At 49.2% G+C, this 23,812-nt stretch carries 19 protein-coding genes; 16 read left to right on the forward strand and 3 right to left on the reverse strand.

The window, feature by feature from the left end; genetic code table 11:
* The first annotated feature begins 30 nt into the window (after positions 1–30).
* The 4 genes from CWI83_RS09975 to CWI83_RS09990 are packed head-to-tail and all read left to right on the forward strand — an operon-like array spanning position 31 to position 4,273.
* Entirely contained in the window at positions 31–618 is a 588-nt protein-coding gene (locus CWI83_RS09975) for a UPF0149 family protein (RefSeq protein ID WP_126828587.1), read from the forward strand.
* 15 nt (positions 619–633) lie between these two features.
* Positions 634–1,947 (forward strand): aminopeptidase P N-terminal domain-containing protein, encoded by a 1,314-nt coding sequence (locus CWI83_RS09980; RefSeq protein ID WP_126828589.1) that lies wholly within the window; start codon positions 634–636, stop codon positions 1,945–1,947.
* Complete coding sequence (gene ubiH / locus CWI83_RS09985) at positions 1,923–3,131, forward strand: 2-octaprenyl-6-methoxyphenyl hydroxylase (protein WP_126828590.1); 1,209 nt, start codon at positions 1,923–1,925, stop codon at positions 3,129–3,131. The genes CWI83_RS09980 and ubiH overlap by 25 nt, the downstream gene beginning before the upstream one ends.
* On the forward strand, positions 3,128–4,273 hold the full coding sequence (locus CWI83_RS09990; protein WP_126828592.1) for a UbiH/UbiF/VisC/COQ6 family ubiquinone biosynthesis hydroxylase: 1,146 nt from the start codon (positions 3,128–3,130) through the stop codon (positions 4,271–4,273). Before ubiH ends, CWI83_RS09990 begins: the two co-directional genes overlap by 4 nt.
* Here the strand turns inward: CWI83_RS09990 and CWI83_RS09995 are convergent.
* Complete coding sequence (locus CWI83_RS09995; RefSeq protein WP_126828594.1) at positions 4,254–5,102, reverse strand: LysR family transcriptional regulator; 849 nt, start codon at positions 5,100–5,102, stop codon at positions 4,254–4,256. The genes CWI83_RS09990 and CWI83_RS09995 overlap by 20 nt on opposite strands.
* 151 nt (positions 5,103–5,253) lie before the next feature.
* On the opposite strand from CWI83_RS09995, the gene gcvT reads away from it, so the two are divergent.
* The 7 genes from gcvT (at position 5,254) to CWI83_RS10030 (ending at position 14,107) form a co-directional block, all read left to right on the forward strand.
* On the forward strand, positions 5,254–6,330 hold the full coding sequence (gcvT, locus tag CWI83_RS10000) for a glycine cleavage system aminomethyltransferase GcvT (protein WP_126828596.1): 1,077 nt from the start codon (positions 5,254–5,256) through the stop codon (positions 6,328–6,330).
* 41 nt (positions 6,331–6,371) lie between these two features.
* Complete coding sequence (gcvH, locus tag CWI83_RS10005) at positions 6,372–6,761, forward strand: glycine cleavage system protein GcvH (protein WP_126828597.1); 390 nt, start codon at positions 6,372–6,374, stop codon at positions 6,759–6,761.
* A gap of 99 nt (positions 6,762–6,860) precedes the next feature.
* Positions 6,861–9,752 carry an aminomethyl-transferring glycine dehydrogenase gene (gcvP, locus tag CWI83_RS10010; protein ID WP_126828599.1) on the forward strand — a complete coding sequence of 964 codons (2,892 nt, stop codon included), beginning with the start codon at positions 6,861–6,863 and terminating at the stop codon, positions 9,750–9,752.
* A gap of 174 nt (positions 9,753–9,926) precedes the next feature.
* A complete protein-coding gene (locus CWI83_RS10015) occupies positions 9,927–10,487 on the forward strand; it encodes a DUF7010 family protein (protein ID WP_126828601.1) in 561 nt (186 codons plus the stop codon).
* A gap of 25 nt (positions 10,488–10,512) precedes the next feature.
* Entirely contained in the window at positions 10,513–10,944 is a 432-nt protein-coding gene (locus CWI83_RS10020; protein ID WP_126828603.1) for a YqaA family protein, read from the forward strand.
* A gap of 79 nt (positions 10,945–11,023) precedes the next feature.
* Positions 11,024–11,323 carry a ssr3402 family protein gene (locus tag CWI83_RS10025; protein ID WP_198677291.1) on the forward strand — a complete coding sequence of 100 codons (300 nt, stop codon included), beginning with the start codon at positions 11,024–11,026 and terminating at the stop codon, positions 11,321–11,323.
* A 288-nt stretch (positions 11,324–11,611) separates the two neighbouring features.
* Positions 11,612–14,107, forward strand: coding sequence for a TonB-dependent receptor plug domain-containing protein (locus tag CWI83_RS10030; RefSeq protein WP_420849397.1), 2,496 nt, complete (start codon positions 11,612–11,614; stop codon positions 14,105–14,107).
* A 33-nt stretch (positions 14,108–14,140) separates the two neighbouring features.
* On the opposite strand, the gene arsJ is transcribed toward CWI83_RS10030, so the two are convergent.
* Positions 14,141–15,349 carry an organoarsenical effux MFS transporter ArsJ gene (gene arsJ / locus CWI83_RS10035; protein WP_126828607.1) on the reverse strand — a complete coding sequence of 403 codons (1,209 nt, stop codon included), beginning with the start codon at positions 15,347–15,349 and terminating at the stop codon, positions 14,141–14,143.
* Positions 15,346–16,356: an ArsJ-associated glyceraldehyde-3-phosphate dehydrogenase gene (locus CWI83_RS10040; RefSeq protein WP_126828609.1), complete on the reverse strand. Its 1,011-nt coding sequence runs from the start codon at positions 16,354–16,356 to the stop codon at positions 15,346–15,348. The genes arsJ and CWI83_RS10040 overlap by 4 nt, the downstream gene beginning before the upstream one ends.
* Before the next feature lie 126 nt (positions 16,357–16,482).
* On the opposite strand from CWI83_RS10040, the gene CWI83_RS10045 reads away from it, so the two are divergent.
* The 5 genes from CWI83_RS10045 (at position 16,483) to CWI83_RS10065 (ending at position 23,803) form a co-directional block, all read left to right on the forward strand.
* Complete coding sequence (locus tag CWI83_RS10045) at positions 16,483–17,736, forward strand: NRAMP family divalent metal transporter (protein WP_126828611.1); 1,254 nt, start codon at positions 16,483–16,485, stop codon at positions 17,734–17,736.
* Positions 17,737–17,836: 100 nt separating this feature from the next.
* Positions 17,837–19,378: a S10 family peptidase gene (locus CWI83_RS10050; RefSeq protein WP_126828613.1), complete on the forward strand. Its 1,542-nt coding sequence runs from the start codon at positions 17,837–17,839 to the stop codon at positions 19,376–19,378.
* A 19-nt stretch (positions 19,379–19,397) separates the two neighbouring features.
* Positions 19,398–19,559 (forward strand): YqaE/Pmp3 family membrane protein, encoded by a 162-nt coding sequence (locus CWI83_RS10055; protein ID WP_126828615.1) that lies wholly within the window; start codon positions 19,398–19,400, stop codon positions 19,557–19,559.
* A gap of 39 nt (positions 19,560–19,598) precedes the next feature.
* A complete protein-coding gene (locus CWI83_RS10060) occupies positions 19,599–22,781 on the forward strand; it encodes an amidohydrolase family protein (RefSeq protein WP_126828616.1) in 3,183 nt (1,060 codons plus the stop codon).
* Between the two features lie 80 nt (positions 22,782–22,861).
* Positions 22,862–23,803, forward strand: a complete 942-nt coding sequence (locus CWI83_RS10065; RefSeq protein WP_126828618.1) for a LysR family transcriptional regulator — start codon at positions 22,862–22,864, stop codon at positions 23,801–23,803.
* The last annotated feature ends 9 nt before the right edge of the window (positions 23,804–23,812 follow it).

Here is a 23,812-nt window from a genome sequence, read left to right on the forward strand (position 1 = left end):
GCACAAATGCAATAATCATAAGGTTGCTCAATGGTTGATGAAAGTGGCGGTTCATTGAATCAATTCAATTACGATCGTTTAAACGAGTATTTCGAACAACAAGATATTCTCGCCAGCGCGGCTGAGATCCACGGGATTCTCTCGGGTATGATAGCTGGTGGTGCCAGTACTAGCGGTGATGAATGGCTGTTATTAGTCAGTGACCTCATTCATGAGGGACAGTCTTTTAAGCCAGATTGTAAAGAGCGACTAAAAGAATTAGCTGAAATTATTCGTACCGCGATGCAAGACCCAGATATGGGATATAGCCTATTATTGCCCCATGACAATGTTCCACTGCATGAGCGCCTGCAAGGACTCGTTGGTTGGGTGCAGTCATTTTTGGTGGGCTTTGGTGTCAATCAAACCAATATGGCGGGTTTATCAGCCGACTTGCGCGAGGCGATTGACGATATGGTTGAGATTGCCAAGCTCGATTTTAATGTTGATGACGAAGAAGATGCTGAACGTGCTTATTTTGAAATAGTTGAATATTTGCGCGTATCTGCCTTGCTCTGCTTTAACGAACTCGGGCAAAAAGGCAAGGGGAAGGGACAGCCCAACAAGGTCTTACATTAAGGCAAAGAGTAACGCATGAAGATTTATCAGCAGCGTCGGCAACGGCTTCTCGATTATCTTGCTCAGCAAGCGGAACCTGCGGTAGCGGTGATCGCAAGCGCTGCACTCGTAACGCGCAGTCATGATACCGAATACCCCTTTCGACAGAACAGTAACTTTTATTACTTAACTGGCTTCAACGAACCCAATGCGCTGCTGATTTTGGCGCCTCACCTTGATCAACCCGTGCAGTTGCTTTGCCAGCCTAGTGATCCAGCGGCTGAAGTTTGGCATGGTCGGCGGCTCGGGATTGAGGCTGCCAAGCAGGATCTCGGGGTTGATATGGCTGCTTCGATTGAGCACCAAAACAGCTACCTTAAAGACGCTTTAAGTGGCATCCATACCGTATTTAGCTTGCATCAAGATAACCATTGCCAAAGCTTGCTAAAAACTGTCAGCGAACAGCTCCGCGCAGAGCAACGTAAACAACGTCTCGTACCTACGCAGTTTCAGGATCTGCATAGCTATTTCGCCGCCGCACGCTTGATTAAAGATGAGCACGAGCTGGCGCTTATGCGAACCGCAGCGGCAATCAGCGTGGCGGCTCATAAACGAGCGATGACTGTCGCTCAGCCAGGGCGCTATGAATATCAAGTTGCCGCAACACTGGAATATGAATTTGCGCTCGCTGGGGCGTTACATCCAGCCTATGGAACCATTTGTGGGAGTGGTGAGAATGCTTGCATTTTGCACTACACCGAAAACACCAAACAGTTACAAGATGGTGAACTATTACTCATTGATGCGGGTGCAGAATATCAAGGCTATGCCGCTGATATTACGCGCACTTTCCCGGTAAATGGGCGTTTCACCGGCGAACAGCGCGCCCTTTATGAGGTTGTACTTGCCGCCCAACACGCCGCCCTCGCTGAAGCTAAGGTGGGGAGTGACCTGATACAAGCCTATAACGCTGCGGCTCGGGTTATTACTGAAGGCTTAATTGATTTGAAAATTTTGCACGGCAGCTTAGTCGAGCATCTCGAGCGCCAAAGCTATCGCCGCTTTTTCATCCATGGCCTCGGTCATTGGCTTGGCCTCGACGTACACGATGATTGTACCTATCAAGAGCAGGGTGAGCAGATTAAGTTTGCACCAAATATGGTGCTAACGGTTGAACCGGGTATTTACATTCCTGCCAGTATGACTGATGTAAATGAACGTTGGCATAACATCGGTATTCGAATTGAAGATGACATCGTGATTACGCCAAGCGGTCATGAGAATCTAACTGCCGATGTCCCGAAAACGGTCGAAGAGATTGAGCAATGGATACAGAACAGTCGCAAGTGACTCCAGTGGTGATTGCCGGTGGCGGCTTAGTGGGCGCACTGACTGCTTTATTGCTGGCGCGAGTAAGGCCGGATTGGACGGTCACTGTGCTAGAGCCACGCGAGCAAGGCCCCGCACAGGATAAGCGAACCATTGCACTGGCCGCTGGCACCGTTGCGATCTTGAACAAGCTCGGGGTTTGGTCAGCGCTAGCAGAGCAAGCTTGTCGTATCCGCCATATCCACGTTAGCGATCGAGGTTATCTCGGCATGACTCGGTTGCACGCCCAGCAACAAGGAGTTGAAGCACTTGGCGAGGTCATCGCTGCGGCCGCTCTTAACCAGGAACTCTATCAAGCCTGTATTGCCCAGCCGAATATTGATTGGCGTGGTGGGTATCGCTGTCTAGAAGTAGAGCGTGGGCAAGACTTCAATGTGCTGCACTGTGACACTCCGTCGGGGGCAACGACTTTATCCTGCCGACTCGTCTTGGCAGCTGACGGGCAGCGTTCGCAGCTACGGGAGCAACTCGGGATTCGGGTGCAACAGACGGATTATCAACAGCATGGCATTATCGCGATTCTCGATTTAGCGGACGACCTAGATGGCTGGGCTTATGAACGCTTCACTGAGACCGGCCCCATCGCCTTACTCCCCATGCCGAACCGCCAGGCCTCCTTGGTTTGGACCTTAACCCCTGAACAGGCTGCTGAAGTTGAAGCACTCTCAGATGATAGCTTTGTCCGCGCCGCCCAAGGTGCCTTTGGTTATCGCGCTGGCCGCTTCACTGGCGTGCGCTTGCGGGTTCATTATCCACTGCAGTTACAACTCGCTGAGCAGCATACTGCGCAGCGTGCGGCCTTGATTGGTAATGCGTCACACACCCTGCATCCAATTGCAGGACAAGGCTTTAACTTGGGCGTACGCGATGCGTTGGCAATTGCTGCAGTGCTCGCCGAGGCAGATGATCCTGGGAGTTACCGTGTGTTAAGTGATTATTGGCAGGCTCGAGAAGCTGATTATCAGCGCACTATTGGGTTGACGGATCTGCTCGTTCGAGGTTTTTCTAATCACTATTGGCCACTCAATCTATTGCGCAATATTGGGCTGTCGACGCTCGAGGCGGTAACGCCTTTACGTGATGCATTCGCTGAGCAAACCATGGGCCTTGGAGCGCGAGCTCCGCAGTTGAAGGAGCCGCAATGAAGATGAAGCATATGGTGCTTGTCGGTGCTGGAATGGTCGGCTTAAGCCTCGCCGTCGGTCTGCGTCAGCAAGGTCATCGAGTCACCTTAATAGAACGAGGTCAGCGCCCCGTTTTTGGCACTGAACCTGAGCTACGGGTCAGTGCGATTGCGCATACTAGTCGTGATCTGCTGGTCTCACTCGATACTTGGCAAGGGTTACCAGCGCAGCGCTTAGGACCGTATCAGGCGATGGAGGTCTGGGACTATGATAGTTTCGGTCGTATCCAGTTCAGTGCCGCCGAGGTGAATCAGGATGATTTAGGCTCGATCGTCGAGAATAAAGTTTTAGAGCAAATACTTTGGGACCGTGCGCTTGCGGCGCAAGTTGAATTTTTAACAGGGGTAAGTGTTTCCGCTGTTGAGCAGGATCAACAGCAGGTTCAGCTGCGACTTGATGACGGACGTGAGATCACGGCTGATTATCTGTTTGCAGCAGATGGCGGGAAATCTACGGTTCGTAGCTTATTACACATTCCCCAGACCTTTTGGGATTATGAACAGACCGCAATCGTGGCGACTATTGCGATCAGTCATCCTCACCAAAATACCGCTCGCCAGGTCTTTTTGCCAACCGGTCCGGTCGCCTGGCTGCCTTTAGCTGATCCCAACCAGGTTTCGCTGGTGTGGTCTGCCGATACGGCCCGGGCGCAGCAGTTGCTTGCGCTGTCGGCTGAAGATTTTGTCCGAGAATTACAAGTGGTAAGTGACCAATGCCTGGGTGATTTAAGCTTACATTCGGAGCGGCTTAGCTTTCCGCTGCGGATGCAATATGCACAAACTTGGCTGGTGCAGCGCGCGCTCATTCTTGGCGATGCGGCTCATACCATCCATCCGCTCGCAGGGCAGGGCGCAAATCTTGGTTTAGCCGATGTGAAAAGCTTACTCAAAGTGACAGCAACTGAGTTTAGCCAGCGCGACTTAAGAGATTGGGAGCGTGAACGGAAGGCAGCTGCGGTCACAATGATCGGCACGATGGAGGCGTTCAAGCGTGGTTTCGGCACCCCCAACCCAGCTCTTAAATTTGCGCGTGGACTGGGATTGCGCGTTGCTGATAAGTTTGCCCCATTAAAGCAAACTTTAATTAAATCCGCTCTCGGATAAACTGGGCGAGTTGCCGCGCCGCAATATTTTTGGGGTCAACAATTTGCATCACGACATTGACCTCACCAAGCGCGGGTAATTGGGGCTGGGTTAACTTTTGTAAATTTAACGGCACCGTGCTTTGTGCAAGTACCGTGTATCCCAGTCCACTCTCAATCGCTGCGGTTAGTCCGGAAAAATCTGCATTGGTATAACTTATCTGTGCTTCAAGCTGCTGTTCACGCAGGCGTGTCAGGGCTCGCCGTCGATAAATGCATCCTTCCGGTGCTAACACGAGCTTTAGTGGTTGGTAGTCAAATACTTGGTCCTGTTGACCGACCCAAACCAGTGGTTCTTGCTTTAAAATTTGGAACGGTGATTTGCTCGAGGCCTTTTGGCCCGGCTCGGTCAATGCGATGATGAGATCATAATCAGCCGTATCGCTGCGCAGCAGAGCCTTACTTAGGGCAGAAGTGACGGCTAACGTGATACTAGGATAGGATTGAGCAAATTGCCCAACCACTTGCGGCAGTAGTTTACTGGCGAACTCACTGGGGATGCCAAGCCGAATCCGACCACTTATTCTTGGTTCAGTAAAGCGCGCAATAAGTTGATCGTTTAGACTTAACAGTTGCCGCGCAGTCTCAAGCAGCTCTGCTCCAGCGGAAGTCAGCTGAATCCGCCCACTGACCCGGTGCATGAGAGTACTTCCAAGTTGTTCTTCAAGCCGCTGGACCTGCAATGAAATCGCCGGTTGTGAGCGTCCGAGTTGGCGCCCTGCTGCGGTGTAGGATTGCAGTTCGTAAACGCTCACGAAAGCACGTAAAGCATCAAGAGAAAGGTGTTGCATAAGCACTCACTAAATAAGCAAAAACAATAGTAACGGTATCATTATTAGTTTTGTAAATATACTTATTGCGATTATTCATTTGTTCAAATGGTCTGAGAGTTCTATAATCGGCGCTCAGAATTTCGTCAAAACGACAAAGGATATTTAGCCCATGGCAAACCGCACTCCATTGTACGAAGCGCACCTTAAAGCGAACGCGAAAATGGTCGACTTCCACGGTTGGGATATGCCGCTGCATTACGGCTCGCAATTAGAAGAGCACCATGCTGTCCGCAACGACTCAGGTATTTTTGACGTGTCCCACATGACCATCGTTGATGTCGCTGGAGCTCAGGCGCAGGCTTTCTTGCGTTATTTGCTTGCGAACGACGTTGCTAAGCTAAGTATTCCGGGCAAAGCGCAATACAGCAGCATGCTCAACGAGCAGGGCGGCGTGATTGATGACTTGATCGTGTATTTCTTTTCAACTGAATCGTATCGATTAGTTGTGAACTCTGCGACGCGCGAGCAAGACCTCGCATGGATTGAGAAAGTTGCTGCCAAATTTGATGTAACTGTCACTGAGCGCGCAGATTTCGCCATGGTTGCTTTGCAAGGCCCACAAGCTGAAGCTAAGTTGAAATTGGTGTTGCAAGAGCAAGGTGCAGCGATTGATGGCATGAAACCATTTATGTCACAACAGGTCGGCGAGTACTTTATTGCGACCACGGGTTACACCGGTGAAAAAGGCTACGAAATTGTGGTCCCAGCAGAGCACATTACTCAGCTTTGGGATGATTTGCTTAATGTTGGCGTGCAACCGTGTGGTCTGGGCGCGCGTGATACCTTGCGACTCGAAGCCGGCATGAACTTGTATGGCCAAGATATGGACGAAACCATCAGTCCATTAGAGGCCAATATGGGTTGGAGCGTTGCCTTTGAGCCGAGCGACCGTGACTTTATCGGGCGCGCCGCATTAGAGCAGCAAAAAGCCGCTGGCCACATGAAATTAGTTGGCTTAGTCATGCAAGACAAGGGCGTCTTACGCCATGGTCAACGGGTACTGGTTGACGGTGGTGAAGGCATCATTACTTCAGGAACCTTCTCGCCTACGCTTGGCTTCTCGGTAGCGATGGCTCGTGTGCCTGCCACAGTGGGTGAAACCGCAGAGGTGGAAATGCGCAAAAAATTGGTTAAAGTGAGCGTGGTGAAACCATGCTTTGTGCGGAACGGTAAATCTGTTCTGTAACGACCACGACGACAATTATTACAGTTTGAAGGAAGACAACCATGAGCACGATTCCAAAGGAATTAAAATACGCGACGACTCACGAATGGGTTCGTAACGAAGGTGATGGTATTTTCACCGTAGGTATTACGGAGCACGCCCAAGATTTGCTTGGCGATATGGTGTTCGTTGAGTTACCTGAAGTGGGTGATACTGCCGCTGCGGGTGATGATGTCGCCGTGGCCGAATCAGTTAAGGCTGCATCAGATATTTATGCGCCAATTGCTGGCGAAATTATCGAAGTGAACGAAGCACTCGAAGATGCTCCTGAAACGGTCAACAGTGATCCTTATGGGGATGGTTGGTTGTTCAAGATTAAGGCTGACGACGCATCTGAAGTCGACAGTCTGCTCGACGCTGACGGTTATCAAGCCGTCATCGACGAAGAATAAGATTAGGTCAAGGATGACAAAGCCCCGGTCACTATTGCCGGGGTTTTGTCGTTACTGATCAGCAGGTTTCACCCTTAAATTTAGCCCGTAACGAGGGATATGACGTACATGACCACGACTTTGCAGCAATTAGAAAATCATGGTGAGTTCATTGGCCGCCACATTGGTCCGAGCGCTGATGAAATCCAAGGAATGCTTGATGAACTTGGTGAGAGCTCACTTGAAGCTTTGATCAAAGATACTGTGCCAGGTAAGGTTTTACGCGAACCATTCTTGGAGGTAGGTGAGCCATTAAATGAGCGCGAAGCGCTGGCCAAACTCAAGGCGATTGCAAAAAAGAATAAGGTCCTAACCTCGTTCATCGGGATGGGCTACTACGACACGCTAGTGCCTAACGTTATTCTACGTAATGTGCTCGAGAATCCAGGTTGGTATACCGCCTATACCCCGTATCAACCAGAGATTGCCCAAGGTCGTTTAGAAGCGATTTTGAACTTCCAGCAGATGACGATTGATTTGACCGGACTTGAGCTTGCAAGTGCCTCGCTACTTGACGAAGCAACTGCAGCTGCTGAGGCGATGGCGATGGCGAAACGCGTCAGCAAGAGCAAATCAAATACCTTCTTTGTGGCGGATAATGTCTATCCACAAACCATTGACGTGTTAAAAACTCGCGCCGAGTGGTTTGGTTTCGATGTTATCGTCGCACCTGTGGCCGAAGCGGATCAGCACGATGTGTTTGGCGCATTATTGCAATACCCAGATCGTAACGGTGAACTCCACAACCTCGAGCAAGTGATTGCTGAGATTCAAGCGAAAAAAGGGGTGGTCGCGGTCGCCGCCGATATCATGAGCTTAGTGCTATTGAAATCGCCAGGCGAAATGGGAGCCGATATTGTGCTCGGTTCAGCCCAGCGCTTTGGTGTCCCAATGGGCTACGGTGGTCCACACGCGGCATTCTTTGCCACCCGTGATAAATACAAGCGTTCACTGCCAGGCCGGATTATTGGTGTATCAAAAGACAGCCGCGGGAACCTTGCGTTGCGGATGGCAATGCAAACTCGTGAGCAGCACATTCGCCGTGAGAAGGCCAACTCGAACATTTGTACCGCGCAAGTATTACTTGCCAATATGGCTTCATTTTATGCGGTATATCATGGCCCGCAGGGGCTGCGAACCATTGCGTCGCGCATTCATCGGTTGACCGACATTGTCGCGCTTGGCCTGCAAGAGCATGGTGTCAAGATTGTCAATAACCACTGGTTTGATACCTTAACCTTCAACTATGACGGCAATGCCCAAGAGCTGGTTGAACGTGCGGTTGCAGCAGGCATTAACCTGCGGGTTGATGGTGACGGGCAATTTGGTGTCAGCCTTGATGAAGCAAAAACACGTGCTGATGTCGAAGTATTATTTGAGGTCCTATTCGGGAAAGACCATGGACTTGAAATTGACGTGCTTGATTCACGTGTGGCATCGGGTGATGTGCAATCGATTCCAGCGAACTTACAACGTGAAAGCGCGATTCTCGAGCATCCGGTCTTTAACAGCTATCACTCAGAGACTGAGTTGTTACGCTATATCAAGCAGCTCGAGAATAAAGATTTATCACTGAATCACAGCATGATTTCGTTGGGCTCATGCACCATGAAGTTGAATGCGACCGCAGAAATGATTCCGGTGACTTGGCCTGAATTTGGTCAGTTGCATCCATTCTGCCCAGAAGACCAAGCGGCTGGTTATGCTGAAATGATTCACACCTTGGCTGACTGGCTCATCAATATTACTGGCTATGACGCCATGTCGATGCAACCAAACTCAGGTGCACAAGGTGAATATGCCGGCTTACTCGCAATTCAAAAGTATCATCAGAGTCGTGGTGACGCGCACCGCAACATCTGTTTGATCCCAAGTTCAGCGCACGGTACCAACCCAGCGTCTGCGCAAATGATGGGTTTGAAGGTTGTGGTCGTTAACTGTGACAAGAATGGTAACGTTGACCTTGACGACCTGCGTGCAAAAGCAGCAGAAGCAGGTGACAACCTGTCCTCAATCATGGTCACTTATCCATCGACCCACGGTGTATACGAAGAAGGGATTCGTGACATTTGCGATATCGTGCATAGCTTCGGTGGCCAAGTTTACCTCGACGGCGCTAACATGAATGCCCAAGTTGGGGTGACCTCACCAGGTTACGTCGGCGCTGACGTATCTCACTTGAACTTGCATAAAACCTTCTGTATTCCACACGGCGGTGGCGGCCCAGGTATGGGACCCATCGGGGTGAAGAAGCACCTCGCTCCGTTCTTACCAAACCATTCAGTGGTGCCAATTCACGGCACTGGTTTGGACAACGGTGCGGTATCGGCTGCGCCGTACGGAAGTGCCAGTATTCTTCCTATCTCATGGATGTATATCGCCATGATGGGTGGCCGTGGCTTGCGCAAAGCGACAGAAGTTGCGATTTTGAGCGCAAACTACATCGCCAAGAAACTTAAAGGTCATTACCCGATTCTGTACAAGGGCCGTAACGATCGTGTTGCACACGAATGTATTATCGATTTACGTCCGATCAAAGAAGCATGCGGTGTGACCGAGTTAGATATCGCGAAACGTCTACAGGATTATGGTTTCCATAGCCCAACCATGAGCTTCCCAGTAGCGGGAACCTTAATGGTTGAGCCAACCGAATCTGAATCAAAAGCTGAGCTTGATCGTTTTATCGAAGCCATGATCAGTATTCGTGAAGAAGCCAAGCGAGTTGAAGCAGGGGAATGGCCTGCGGATAACAATCCACTCCATAATGCGCCACACACCTTGGCCGATATTGTCGATGCCAACTGGGATCGTCCATACTCGCGCGAGCTGGCTGCCTATCCAGTCAATGCGGTACGGGTGAACAAGTTCTGGCCATCCGTCAATCGTATCGATGATGTGTATGGTGACCGTAACTTGGTGTGTAGTTGCCCAAGTATTGATGAATACCGTTAAGGTGTCATTTCGTTATTGCCGAAAAAGCCCTCCTCGTGAGGGCTTTTTATATTATGATGGGGAAATAATTCAGCTCGTTGAAGAGTTCCAGCAACAAGGCACAGCAGATGACCCAAGCAAATCGAGAGAACGAATGGCAGGCAATGTTACGACGCTTACCCGCGGAGCGTGACCATGAGCGTTAATTCTGGTTCTAGCCTCGAGCAGCAGCGTCAAGAATTTGCCCAGCGACGCCTAATTGCGACGCCGCTTGCTGGTTTAATTGCTTGGTCGGTGGTGGCAGTCTGTTCTTTATTTATGGATAGCTATGCGATTTCAATGACTCTGTTTATCGCGACCGGATCGATTGTTTATTTGGCTCTGCCGATTTCCAAATTAACCGGTGAGGATTTCCTCAACAAGCAACGCCCCAAAAACACCTTCGACACTTTGTTTTACTACACCATTGGGATGTCGGTTTTAGTGTATGCGATTGCCATTCCTTTTTTCCTAATTGATTACACTTCGCTACCTCTCTCAGTGGGGATCTTAACTGGGTTAATGTGGCTGCCAATCTCTTGGATCATTCAGCACTGGATAGGCTTCGTCCATGCCATACTTCGAACTTTAGTGGTTGTTAGCGTGTGGTACTTATTTCCCGAGCACCGATTTTTTGCAGTCTCAGTTGCGATCGTTACGCTATACATTGGCGCGATCATTGTATTAGAGCGCCGTTGGCGTGCACTACAAAACTAATCAGACAAGAGTTTTTTAAGGTCTCATGGAAACCTTTATTGAGTTTGGCTACCTTGGCTTGTTCATCGCCGCTTTTCTCGCTGCAACCATATTGCCATTAAGCTCTGAAATTGTGTTAACAACACTTCTACTCAATGATCTTTCCCCAAATCTGTTAGTGACTGTGGCCACTGTGGGTAATGTTCTTGGTTCGCTTACAAACTATGCACTGGGGTACTGGGCTAGTTTTGAATTGGTGAAGAAATGGCTAAAATTATCAGAACAAGAGTATCAAAAAGCGGAGCAGCGTTTTACTAAGTATGGCCTGCTATCACTGTGTTTTGCTTGGGTGCCGGTCATTGGTGACCCACTCACGGTCATTGCCGGAGTGCTGAGGATTAAACTTATTTGGTTTTTACTGCTGGTTAGCCTTGGCAAGTTCCTCCGTTATCTGGTCATCGCTGAACTCATGCTGTAACTTTTGTAGAAGTTCGCAGTTCTGCGTTAGATCAACTACCTTACTTATAACCGTCAAACGAACAAAGGTGGTCAACGACATGCAAAATTGGATTAAGTTGAGTCTCGTTAGTGCAGTTCTTGTGACGACTTTTTCGAGTCATGCTGCACTCCCGCCTGATCGCCAAAACATGCGTGATTTAAATGTCATGATCTCGTTTATTAACGCAAATGAACGCGTTGCTATGAGCCTTGAAACGATAGATTTCAGCAATTACACCATTCACTTTGGAGGGGGTTGCCAGGCTATTTTTGAGCGCAAAGAGGTACATCGCTCAGCAGGCTGGGTAGGACCTGCAGCGCCGCTCGAGTTTGCCCGATCAACGTGCAAACTCGATTGATACTTCTAAAACAAAACCAAAGTCTTACGCAAAAAAACAGATGCAGTATGCATATTGCTATAATAGTGTGCAAAAGCACAATAAGGCGCTTTCAAATTAGCTAACTCTGTGTTAAATCGTTAAGAGTCAAATCCACAACATAATAACTCTGATAAGTGCGATTTTGATCCTTTAGTCGAGCACTGTGCTCAGACATGTCGTTCAACCCTTGGGAGAATAACAATGCAAATTGATCAAAAACCAGGATTAGGAAGGTTCAATACTCTAGCACTCGCCATTATGGCAGTGATGTTGCCGATACAAGGTGCTGTCGCGCAAGAGAGCGCAAGCGCCGATGGTGCGCAAGAAGATGTCGAGCGTATCAATGTTGTGGGCAGCCGTCGCGCAGGTCGCACCGTCAGTGATTCGCCCGTGCCAATTGATATTATCGATGAAGATTCAATTAAGGCGACGGGTCTCACTGAGACCAATATGATTCTGAATACTTTGTTGCCGAGTTTTAACTTCCCGCAACCTTCGATTACCGATGGTACCGACCATGTCCGTCCAGCCCAGCTTCGCGGTCTTGCACCGGACCATACCTTAGTGTTGGTGAACGGCAAGCGTCGTCATACTTCAGCACTACTTAACTTGAATGGTTCGATGGGGCGTGGCTCGTCTGCGGTTGACTTGAACACAATTCCAGCCAATGCGATTAAACGGATCGAAGTACTTCGTGATGGTGCTGCAGCACAGTACGGTTCTGATGCCATCGCCGGGGTCATTAATATTGTCCTAAAAGATAGTCCAGAAGGCGGTGAAGTATCGGTTACTTACGGTGCCAATGTCACCACGATGGACGGTGTGCCTAATTTAGACAGCGTAAGCATTGAGAATGGCAGCTTGTCACTGCAAACCGGAAGTGACCGTGAAGTCACCGATGGTCAAACCTTGACCCTGCGAGGAAACATGGGGTTTGAACTCGGTACGGATGGTTTCATTCACGTTGCGGCTGAATATCGTGACCGTGGTGAAGCCAATCGTGCGGACTATGACCCACGTCAGAACTATCCTTTGGTGAATGGCGAGCTCGACCCGCGTGAAGTAACCTTTGATCGTTACAACCATGTGTTTGGTAATGGTGCGGTCACCGATTTCTCTGTTTTTGCTAACGCCGGAAAATACTTAACGGATAGTGCTGAACTATACGTCACGGCGAGTGCGGGGAATCGCAACTCAGTTGGCGCAGGTTTTTACCGTCGTGCCAATGATAGTCGCAACGTGCTGAGCATTTATCCAGATGGTTTCTTACCGCGGATCAAGACCGACATCAAAGATATGTCATTGATCGCAGGGGTTCGTGGCTATCAAGGTGATTGGAACTATGACGTCTCGGTCACTCATGGTCAGAATGACCTCGACTATAGCGTGATTAACACACTCAACGTATCGCTCGGGCCATCAAGCCAAACCCAGTTTGATGCTGGTGGTCTCGAATATGGTCAAACCGTATTTAACGTTGACGCCTCTCGCTTCGTCGACACTGATTTGTTCTATTCTGAAGTCAACGTCGCAGTCGGCGCTGAGTACCGTCGTGAGACATACGATATTACTGCCGGTGAGCCGAACTCATATATCCAAGGAACCTTTGGCCCAGGTGGCGTAGTCACTGATCCAGTTGATGGTCCATTTGGTGCAGCAGGTTCACAGGTATTCCCTGGGTTCACACCAGAATCAGCAGGTAGCAACTCTCGTCATAACTACAGCTTCTATGTTGATTTAGATACCAACATTACTGAGGACTGGAACGCTGCGGTCGCTGTGCGTTTTGAGGACTATTCAGATTTCGGTAGCACCGTAAACTGGAAGATGTCGCATCGCTATGAGCTAAATCAAGACTGGGCGTTGCGCGGCTCAATCTCAACTGGTTTCCGGGCGCCGTCGTTGCAACAGCAAAACTTCACTTCAATCGCAACCGTGTTTGTGGATAGTGTGCCGACTGAAACCGGAACCTTCGCTCCAAGCAGTGATGTTGCGTTAGCACTCGGTAGTCCGGGTCTTGATGCCGAAGAGTCAACTAACTTCAGTGCCGGTATTACCTACTCGCCAAGTGCTAACTTTAACTTGTCAGTAGACTTTTACCGCATTGATATCGATGACCGGATCGTGCTGTCAAACAACCTGTCAGGTCCTGCAATTGAAACCTTGCTAGCCGGAACAGGCGCAGTAAGTGGACGTTTCTTCTTGAACGCTATCGACTCTCGTACGCAAGGTGTCGATGTGGTCACCACCTACACCTATGATACGGATAGTTACGGTACCTTGTTGTTTAACGCTGGGCTCAATATTAATGATAACGAAGTGACCGATATCATTGCCCCACCAGCGGTCTTGCAAGGCGCAGGTTTTGACCAAGACAACTTGTTCTCGGATGTCGAGCTACGTCGTTTTGAGACGGGGACCCCGAGCGATAAGATCAACCTTGGCGTGACCTGGAACTACGATATCTACAACGCAACGTTGCGGACAACACGTTATGGTGAAGTTGAAGATCCATCATCAATCGCAGCTCGCAATGAGATTATTCCAAGCGAGTGGGTGACAGACCTTGATGTAAATATCGCAGTGACAGATAACATCAACGTTGCAGTGGGTGCCAATAACATCTTTGATGTATACCCTCGCGCAACACGTTACAATATTGAGGATGTTACAACCTTCGCAAATATCTTCCCATACTCAGGCTTCTCAGCCTTCGGCTTTACTGGCCGTTATCTCTATGGAAAAGTGAGCTATCGGTTCTAATCACCGTTTAGTTGGTCTGTATAAAATGGGGCATTATGCCCCATTTTTTATGGCTGGCTGGCGCGGTAAGCCGGTTGCACAAATAGCAGATAGAGCCAGTAAAATCGCGGAGCCAATTAGGCAGGCCGTTAGTCCATGGCTTTGGTAAAGTGCACCAGATAGAAGGGTACCCAATAAGCGGCCTAGGGCATTCGCCATGTAATAAAAGCCGACATCCAGAGAGACCCCATCGGCACGTGCGTATGAAACGATGAGATAGCTATGCAGGGCTGAGTTAATCGCAAAGATGATTGCAAAAGCGAGCAAACCGATGATTAGCGATAACTCGGCGGGCCACCCGAAATTTAGTGCAGCGACGATCAAGGTTGGAATACTCATGGTCACTAAGGCCCAACTCACCGCATTCGGGGCCAGCTTAAAATGCGGAACCAGCGCTTGAATCACGCCATAGCCAATAATCCAAAGCGCCATAAAGCTCCCGACTTGGCCGTTGCCCCAGTCTAATTCGGTACTGAAGTAGACAGGTATCGCGACCACGAACCAGATATCACGGGCAGCGAATAAAAATAATCGCGCAGCTGAGAGCAGGTTAATCGCACGACTGGTCGAAAATACTTCGCGGAATTTAGGTTTGGCGGAGCTCGTTCCTAACTCGCCTCGTAAATAGAGCCAACTGCATAATGCCATTAGCGCAAGTGCAGCGGCGAGTGCTGTAACAGCAAGCTGAAACCCGACTGTGGCGAGTAATACCCCTCCGATGAAAAAGCCTACGCCTTTGAGAGTATTTTTTGAACCCGTTAATAACGCCACCCACCGATAAAGGCGGCCTTGTTGCGCCGCTGGAATAAGCAGTTTAATGGCACTTTTGGCACTCATTTTATTCAGGTCTTTGGCAATCCCAGAAAGGGCCTGCGCGGCCATGACCCAGATCATGCCAAGCCAAACGTCTGGAACGGCCAGCATGAGTAGAGCAATGATTTGCAGTAAGGCCCCAACTTGCATCGTTCGATTCAGACCAAAGCGAGCGCCTAACCAACCGCCGACGAGATTCGTCACCACCCCAAATGCTTCATAAAAAATAAAGAGCATCGCGATGCTCAGTGCGTCGTAGCCAAGTTGATAGAAATAAAGCACCACCAACATCCGCAGCGCACCGTCGGTGAGGGTGAAAACCCAGTAGTTGGCAGTGATCAGAAGATATTGTCGAACGGCGTCTGAGAGGCTTTTAAACTTCGCAATCATAGCTGATCGGCTTGCCCAACCAACTTCGCAAGCTCAACTGTGCGCATGGTGTAACCCCATTCATTGTCATACCAAGCGTAGACTTTTAACTGGGTCTCATTAACAACCATAGTGGACAGCGCATCGATAATACTCGAGCGAGGGTCACTGCGATAATCGACAGAGACTAAAGGCCGTGTCTCATAACCCAAAATGCCCTTCAGTTCGCCATTCGCGGCATCTGCAAAAAGTTGGTTCACCTCGGTGACCGAAGTTGGGCGTTGCATCTCAAACACACAATCTGTTAACGAGGCGTTGGCGAGTGGCACGCGCACCGCATGACCATTTAATTTGCCAGCAAGCTCTGGAAAAATCATACCGATCGCTTTAGCTGATCCCGTAGTTGTTGGAATCAAGCTCTCTCCGCAAGCTCGGGCTCGGCGCAAGTCTTTGTGGGCGCTATCCAGAATAGACTGGGTATTGGTGATATCGTGAATCGTCGTCATCGACCCATGCACAATACCGATATTTTCTTGTAGCACTTTAATCACTGGCGCAAGGCAGTTGGTCGTGCATGATGCTGCGGTCACAATACGGTGTTGAGTGGGATCAAATAAGTGCTGATTCACTCCCATCACCACGTTGAGAACACCTTCCTCCTTAACAGGGGCCGTGACCACGACGCGTTTTACACCCTGGGCAAGATAAGCTTGTAACACCTGCTGTTGTTTAAATTTGCCTGAGGCCTCGATTACAACATCACATTGGCTCCAATCAACCTCGTCTATTTTAGATGCTCGGCTACAGACTATTTTTTGTTGGTTGAGGAGCAAGTTATCGCCATCATGAGCGGCATCATGCGACCAGCGACCATGCACCGAATCAAATTGGATCAGGTGAGCAAATGTCGCTGCATCACCTGCAGGGTCATTTACTTGCACAAGTTGCAGCGCTGGCTCTGCCATAATGGCACGAACGGCTAAGCGACCGATCCGCCCCAAACCATTAATCCCCACTTTGATGGTCATAGTGTCCTGTTCCAGTGTCGTTGAGTTGTTGTCGTTGAAATGTCGCTGATTATAACTCAAGTTGATTTCGTTTTGGTGGCAAAGCAAGCTATGCTAAATCGCAACTTGCTTCTAATGACAATAACAATGGCAACATCACAGCAATCAAACAATCTACCTGCGTCATCGCGTTGGCGCGCACTCGGGCCCGGTATTATTCTATCTGCCGCAGCGGTAGGTGGCTCGCACTTAGTCGCCTCAACTCAAGCAGGGGCGTTATTCGGCTGGCAGTTATGGTGGCTGATTTTACTGGTCAATGTGATCAAATACCCTTTCTTCCGGTTTGGTGTCACTTACACGCTCAACAATCAAGAAAGCTTAATTGCAGGGTACTATCGCAAAGGTCCATGGTATCTGCGGACCTTTATCTTATTGAATTTGATTGGCGCTGTGGTCAACACGGCAGGGGTGCTGTTACTGACAGCCAGTTTATTGAAGCTGTTTTTACCCGACAGTTGGTCTCTTAATCTAATCAGTGCAGGTTTACTAGCGATATGTGTTGCGTTGCTATTAGCTGGGCATTATCGCAGCCTTGATCGGCTCGCTAAGCTAATTATGTTTAGTTTAACTGTGGCGACTATTGTGGCAGTCGCGATTGCTTGGCAACAAGATACTTCGCCCCCGGCTGATTTTATTTCACCCTCGCCATGGGAACTTGCTGCGCTTGGATTTTTAGTGGCAATGATGGGGTGGATGCCCGTTCCGATTGAATTATCGGCCATTAACTCGTTATGGATTCGCAGTAAGCAAAAACTCATGAACTTGAGTTTACGCGACTGCTTGTTCGACTTTAATCTTGGCTATTGGGTCACGGCAGTGCTGGCCTTGCTATTCTTGGCCCTCGGGGCATTAATACAGTTCGGTAACCCGCAACCTGTGGCAATGGCAGGTGGCCAGTTCGCATCGCAATTTGTGGCCATGTATCGCGATACTATTGGACCTTGGTCAGAGTATTTAGTTGGCGCAATTGCCTTTTTATGTATGTTTGGGACCACGCTTGCAGTGCTTGATGGCTATGCCCGGACGTTGCGCGAGAGTTTTCGAGTGATAGGCCAACACGGCGATAAGCCGAACTGGCAAATGTCAGAGGCAGGCTGGTTAATTTTACAAGCCATCGCAGGGCTTGCGCTGATTATGTTTTTCCGCGGTGCTTTAGGCCCTATGCTGACATTTGCGATGACCTTAGCTTTTATAACGACACCATTTTTTGCATGGCTAAACTTCTCACTTGCTCATCGCCAACCGTTGGCTTTGAAATGGCGAGTTTATGGCTGGATCGGTGTGTTGTACTTAACGCTATTTGCGCTGGGGTTTTTGCTTTGGAGTGCGCTGTTGAGTTGATATCAACGATGAAAACAGCGCATTGGTCGCAGGCTACTTGAGCTTTCAACAGCGATTGCCTTAAATGACAATCAATTGACTAATAAGACGAGAGGTAACTATGAAACGTTCTTGGTTTGCTGCGACAGCGATAGCAGCTTTATTTATGTTCAATCCGACAGGATCGGTTGCCGTAGCCGATGAACTTCCTGTCGCCAAGTTACCTGCGGACGATGTCGTGGTGACCGAGCATCGCGCTCGGATTAATGGTGAGCGTTTTGAGTACCGCGCCACTACAGGTACCCAGCCTGTGTTTAACGCAGAGGGCGAAGCCACTGCTGCGCTCCACTTCACCTATTACGAGCGGATGGATGTCAAAAGCAAAGCCGAGCGGCCACTTTTAATTAGCTTTAATGGGGGCCCAGGCTCTGCATCGGTCTGGATGCATATTGCTTACACTGGGCCGAAGTCATTGCGCGTTGACGATGAAGGCTTCCCAATTATGCCTTACGGCGTAAAAGATAACCCTCATTCAGTGCTTGATGTCGCCGACATCGTATTCGTGAATCCGGTAAATACGGGCTATTCACGCGTATTACCTAATAGCAAAGGCGAAATGCCATCGCGTGAAAAACAAAAAGACATGTTTTTCGGAGTGAATGCGGATGTGAAATACCTCGCCGATTGGATCAATACCTTTGTAACACGCCATAATCGTTGGCAGTCACCTAAATATTTAATTGGTGAAAGTTACGGGACTACCCGTGTCTCAGGTCTTGCGCTCGAGCTACAGAATCGCCAATGGATGTATTTCAATGGGGTGATTTTGGTCTCGCCAACCGATTTGGGCATTGATCGCAGTGGTCCAGTGAAAGCGGCAAACCGTCTCCCATACTTCGCGGCCGCAGCTTGGTATCACAAGGCACTTGATGAAGAATTCCTCAATATGGATTTGCTTGAGTTCCTACCAATGGTTGAGAAGTACACCCTCGATACTTACTTACCCGCTTTGGCAAAAGGCTCGATGCTACCCGCGGCTGAACGTGAGCAAGTCGCCGCGCAGGTTGCGAAATACTCAGGTATCGACAAAAACGTGGTGTTACAGACTAACCTCGATATCGATACTTGGTTCTTTTGGAAGGAGTTACTTCGCGATAGAGGCCAAACAATCGGTCGCCTAGACTCACGTTATCTTGGCATTGATCGCACCGACGTCGGCGCTCGACCCGATTACAATGCTGAGTTAACTTCATGGTTACACTCGTTCACGCCAGCCATTAACTATTACATGCGTGAAGTGTTGAACTACCAAACTGATGTGAAGTACAACATGTTTGGTCCAGTTCATCCTTGGGACCGCAGCGGGAATGAAACCGGTCATCAATTAGGCGAAGCCATGCGTGCTAACCCATATTTGCATGTGCTAACGCAATCGGGCTATTACGATGGTGCGACAAATTATTTTGATGGCAAATATAACATGTGGCACATTGATCCAAGCGGCAAGATGGCAGACCGTTTTGAGTTCAAAGGCTATCGCAGTGGTCACATGATGTACCTGCGTAGTGAAGATCTGCGTAAAGCCAATGAAGACTTACGTGAATTCATCTTGCGGACTATCCCGGCACAAGGCGAGGCGGCAAAATATCCGCCTCAGCAATAACAATTAAAAGGAAAAAGAGATGGCTGACTTTATTCGGATTATTATCGCAATTTTACTGCCTCCACTCGGTGTTTTTTTACAAGTGGGCATCGGCGGGCATTTTTGGCTCAATATCTTACTGACGCTGTGTGGTTACGTACCTGGTATCGTGCACGCGGTGTGGGTCATCGCTAAGAAATAATACCGCCAACTTCGGCGTCTCAATTCAAAGGTGTTAAAAATGAAATATTCTGCGCTGGCGCTATGCGTCGGCGCGGCTTTTGCCGCGTCTATCGGGATCACTTCAGCTCAAGCAAACGACGATTGGGATGTAAACAATCCTATGGGCGAGTTTAAGCAGGTTGATATAAACGTCAACGAAGGGACTTGGATGAATGTCGATTTAAGTCCGGATGGCAAGTACATTGTCTTTGACCTGTTAGGTGATATTTATCGCATGCCCGCCAGTGGCGGCGATGCTGAGTTACTCGTCGGCGGCATGGCTTGGGATATGCAACCCGTTTATTCACCAGACGGCAAATATATTGCTTACACCTCCGATGCCGACGGTGGCGACAATATTTGGTTAATGGATGCAGATGGCAGTAATAAACGTCAAGTTACAGACGAAACATTTCGTTTATTAAATAGTCCAGCTTGGAGTCCCGATAGTGAATTTATCGTGGCACGAAAGCATTTCACGGCGCGCCGCTCACTTGGTGCGGGTGAAGTCTGGATGTATCACCGCAGCGGTGGCAAAGGAGTGATGTTAACCGAACGTCCAAACGATCAAAAAGACCTCGGTGAGCCGGCTTTTTCGCCGGATGGTCGTTATATCTATTTCTCGCAAGATGATACGCCAGGAAAAACCTTTCATTACAGCAAAGACTCTCTCGAAGGCATCTACGAAATTAAGCGGTTTGAGCGGGAGACAGGCGATATTGATGTAATCATCGCGGGCCCTGGGGGCGCAATTCGTCCAACGCCATCACCGGATGGCAAATACCTTGCCTATATCAAGCGTGAAGACTTCAATAGCGTGTTGTATTTATACGATCTTGAAAGTGGTGAGCATACCCGTCTCTATAGTGAGTTAGATCGTGATATGCAAGAAACCTGGGCGATTCATGGTGTGTATCCGACCATGGATTGGACCAATGACAGTCAGCACATTGTATTTTGGGCTCAGGGTAAAATTATGAAGCTAAATGTCGCTTCTCGACATGTTAGCGTGATCCCATTTAGTGTTGAAACCCAGAAGCAGGTCCAGACCGCACTGCGCTTTAAAACCGATCTCGACCAAGACCAGTTTAAAGTAAAAATGTTACGGATGGTGCAAGTTGCGCCAACTGGAGACAAAGTTGTTTATGAAGCCTTGGGTAAACTGTATCAGCGTGCATTACCCAGCGGCTCTCCTGAGCGATTAACAGAGCGTGAAGGAGCTTGGGAGTTGTATCCGACCTACTCTCGAGATGGTCAAAAGCTTGCTTATGTGACCTGGGATGACCAGCAACAAGGGCAAATCGTTGTCCGTGATCTCAGTACCGGTAATGAGACTATTTTGCCAACGGGGAAAGGCAAATTTATTGAGCCAGTATTCGCCCCAGATGGTCAGAGCATCGTCTATCGGAAAATTCGCGGCGGATATATCACCCCCGACACGTATGGTCTGAACCCGGGTATTTATCACTTATCGCTCGAGGCCAACGCCACGCCGCGTTTAATCAGTGAGCGAGGAACCCAACCACAATTTGGTGACCGCTCTGATCGGGTCTTTTTGATGAGCTTTGGAGCGACTCCTGAGCTGATTTCGGTTGATCTACAAACAAAACAAACACGAACCTTGTATAGCGCTGAACATGCGACTGAGTTTCGAGTTTCTCCAGACGGTAAGCACTTGGCTTTTGCCGAGCGCTTCAAGGTATTCGTGACACCTTTTGTGGAGCGCGGTGCAGCCATTAAAATTGGCCCAACCGATAAGCAGTTTCCGGTGCAACAGTTGAGTGTCCGTGCGGGTGAGAATATTTCCTGGACTGCGGATGGCGAGTCCTTGTATTGGTCGCTCGGGCCTGAGCTCTATCAAGCCTCGGTCGCCGGTTTATTCGATATTAAAAATACCGACAGCGCGTTTAGTAAAATCGAAAACGGGCTGGATATCAGTTTTACTGCAGCTGCCGCAATTCATGACCAGACCGTTGCTTTTGTTGGCGGTCAAGTGATCACCATGAACGGCGATACCGTGATTGAGCAGGGGACAGTCATCACCCGTGGCAATAAAATCATCGCGGTAGGAGAAGCTGCTGATGTGGCTGTTCCTGCCAACGCAACGGTTATTGATACACGCGGTAAAACGGTTATGCCAGGTCTATTTGACGGGCATGCACATGGCCCTCAAGGGGATAACGAAATTATTCCGGAACAGAACTGGGAAATGCATGCCAATCTGGGCTTTGGTGTCACCTCGATTCACGATCCATCCAATGATACCACTGAGATATTTGCGGCGAGTGAATATCAAAAAGCCGGCCTGATTGCAGCACCACGAACTTTCTCGACAGGGACCATCCTGTATGGTGCAAATGGACCCGGGTATACAGCGCATGTCGATAGTTTAGAGGACGCAAAATTTCATCTCGAGCGGCTGCAAAAGGTCGGTGCATTCTCTGTGAAGAGTTACAACCAACCGCGGCGTAACCAGCGTCAGCAAGTGATCCAAGCTGGACGTGAACTTGGAATGATGGTGGTTCCCGAAGGTGGTTCATTATTGCAGCATAACTTGAGTATGGTGGTCGATGGCCACACCACGATTGAGCACTCGATTCCGGTCGCTACCATGTATGCTGATATTGAACAGTTGTGGACGCAAACAGATGTAAGCTACACCCCGACACTTGGGGTTGCTTACGGTGGTATTTGGGGCGAAAACTATTGGTATGCTGAAACTGACGTTTGGAAACATCCGAAATTGACACGTTTTGTGCCAGCGGATGCGATTGTCGGTCAGGCAATGCGTCGGGAGAAGGCACCCCACAACCACTATAACCACATCCATAACGCTGAAGTCGCAACGCGCCTGGCAAATAATGGTGTAAATGTCGTGGCAGGTGCGCACGGTCAGCGTGAAGGGCTTGCTCAACATTGGGAAATTTGGATGATGGCGCAGGGGGGTATGACGCCATTGCAAGCACTGGCAACGGCCACCATTAATCCGGCCAAAGAGTTTGGGATGGATCATCAGCTTGGCTCACTTGAGCCAGGTAAGTTAGCAGATATCATCGTCATCGATGGTGATCCGTTAGCAGATATCCGCGTGACTGATCGGGTAACCCACACTATGGTCAATGGCCGTTTGTTTGACGCCAATACCCTCGACCAAATTGTGCCGCAAGCAGAGCCACGTCAGCCATATTTCTGGGAAGACTAAAGTTAAAGCGCGAGCACTGTAATTTCCTGATCAACACGTTATAATCCCGCTATATTCGTATAGCGGGATTTATTTTTTCTATGAATAATATAAAAGATATTGATCTTAACCTTCTGGTGTACCTTGATGTCTTGCTGCGAGAGCGCAATGTCACCAAAGCTGCGGCACAGCTGAATATTACCCAACCCGCGATGAGTAATGGCTTAAAGCGTTTGCGGACGCTCTTAAATGATCCGATTTTGGTGCGCACAAGTGAGGGGATGTTACCGACAGAGCGCGCTTTAGCGATGCAGGATGCGGTGCGTGGCATATTGTACTCGGTTGAAGAAATGGTCCAGCCAGCACGGGAATTTGAGGCTGTGAGTAGCCAGCGGGTCTTCCGAATTATGGCCTCTGACTATGCTGCCTCGACCCTCATGCCGCCACTTTTGGCGCGCCTAAAAGCAGAGGCTCCAGCGGTGAGCCTTGATATTATGACCCCCAGTGATATCAGCTTTCATGATGTTGAAAACGGTAAAGTTGATTTGGCCATTAACCGCTTTGAAAAACTCCCACAATCGTTTCATCAAAAAGCACTGTGGGAAGATGATTTTAGTTGCTTGATGCGCCGAGACCATCCGTTGCTAAGTACTTACTCACTCGAAAACTACCTGAAATTCGAGCATGTATGGGTAAGTAAGACTGGTTTTGGAGTTGGCGTGGGGATGGATCCTCATGACGTGCAAAAGCTTGGCTGGGTTGATGAGGCGCTTGCCAAACTCGGGTGTAAACGCGAGATTCGGGTCTTTACGCGCAACTATCATGTGGCCATGCATCTTGCCCGACAAGGGTTAATTGCAACCCTGCCGACGCGCGCAGCGATGCTTTATAAAGATGATGATGAGTTAGTGGTTAAACGCCCACCATTTGCCATTGACCAGCTCGAGTTGCAAATGATTTGGAGCCCTTTACTGCAGCACGATGCAGGCCATCGTTGGTTCCGGCAGGTGGTCGCTGATACGGCAGCGGATCGTAACTTCTAGGCTTGAACT

The sequence above is a fragment of the Pseudidiomarina taiwanensis genome, from assembly GCF_003987435.1.
In the GTDB taxonomy this organism is placed as follows: domain Bacteria; phylum Pseudomonadota; class Gammaproteobacteria; order Enterobacterales; family Alteromonadaceae; genus Pseudidiomarina; species Pseudidiomarina taiwanensis.

Coding starts and splice junctions, on each gene's coding strand:
- CWI83_RS09975 (WP_126828587.1), top strand. CDS start 31: ATGGTTGATGAAAGTGGCGGTTCATTGAATCAATTCAATTACGATCGT.
- CWI83_RS09980 (WP_126828589.1), top strand. CDS start 634: ATGAAGATTTATCAGCAGCGTCGGCAACGGCTTCTCGATTATCTTGCT.
- ubiH (WP_126828590.1), top strand. CDS start 1,923: ATGGATACAGAACAGTCGCAAGTGACTCCAGTGGTGATTGCCGGTGGC.
- CWI83_RS09990 (WP_126828592.1), top strand. CDS start 3,128: ATGAAGATGAAGCATATGGTGCTTGTCGGTGCTGGAATGGTCGGCTTA.
- CWI83_RS09995 (WP_126828594.1), bottom strand. CDS start 5,102: ATGCAACACCTTTCTCTTGATGCTTTACGTGCTTTCGTGAGCGTTTAC.
- gcvT (WP_126828596.1), top strand. CDS start 5,254: ATGGCAAACCGCACTCCATTGTACGAAGCGCACCTTAAAGCGAACGCG.
- gcvH (WP_126828597.1), top strand. CDS start 6,372: ATGAGCACGATTCCAAAGGAATTAAAATACGCGACGACTCACGAATGG.
- gcvP (WP_126828599.1), top strand. CDS start 6,861: ATGACGTACATGACCACGACTTTGCAGCAATTAGAAAATCATGGTGAG.
- CWI83_RS10015 (WP_126828601.1), top strand. CDS start 9,927: ATGAGCGTTAATTCTGGTTCTAGCCTCGAGCAGCAGCGTCAAGAATTT.
- CWI83_RS10020 (WP_126828603.1), top strand. CDS start 10,513: ATGGAAACCTTTATTGAGTTTGGCTACCTTGGCTTGTTCATCGCCGCT.
- CWI83_RS10025 (WP_198677291.1), top strand. CDS start 11,024: ATGCAAAATTGGATTAAGTTGAGTCTCGTTAGTGCAGTTCTTGTGACG.
- CWI83_RS10030 (WP_420849397.1), top strand. CDS start 11,612: ATGTTGCCGATACAAGGTGCTGTCGCGCAAGAGAGCGCAAGCGCCGAT.
- arsJ (WP_126828607.1), bottom strand. CDS start 15,349: ATGATTGCGAAGTTTAAAAGCCTCTCAGACGCCGTTCGACAATATCTT.
- CWI83_RS10040 (WP_126828609.1), bottom strand. CDS start 16,356: ATGACCATCAAAGTGGGGATTAATGGTTTGGGGCGGATCGGTCGCTTA.
- CWI83_RS10045 (WP_126828611.1), top strand. CDS start 16,483: ATGGCAACATCACAGCAATCAAACAATCTACCTGCGTCATCGCGTTGG.
- CWI83_RS10050 (WP_126828613.1), top strand. CDS start 17,837: ATGAAACGTTCTTGGTTTGCTGCGACAGCGATAGCAGCTTTATTTATG.
- CWI83_RS10055 (WP_126828615.1), top strand. CDS start 19,398: ATGGCTGACTTTATTCGGATTATTATCGCAATTTTACTGCCTCCACTC.
- CWI83_RS10060 (WP_126828616.1), top strand. CDS start 19,599: ATGAAATATTCTGCGCTGGCGCTATGCGTCGGCGCGGCTTTTGCCGCG.
- CWI83_RS10065 (WP_126828618.1), top strand. CDS start 22,862: ATGAATAATATAAAAGATATTGATCTTAACCTTCTGGTGTACCTTGAT.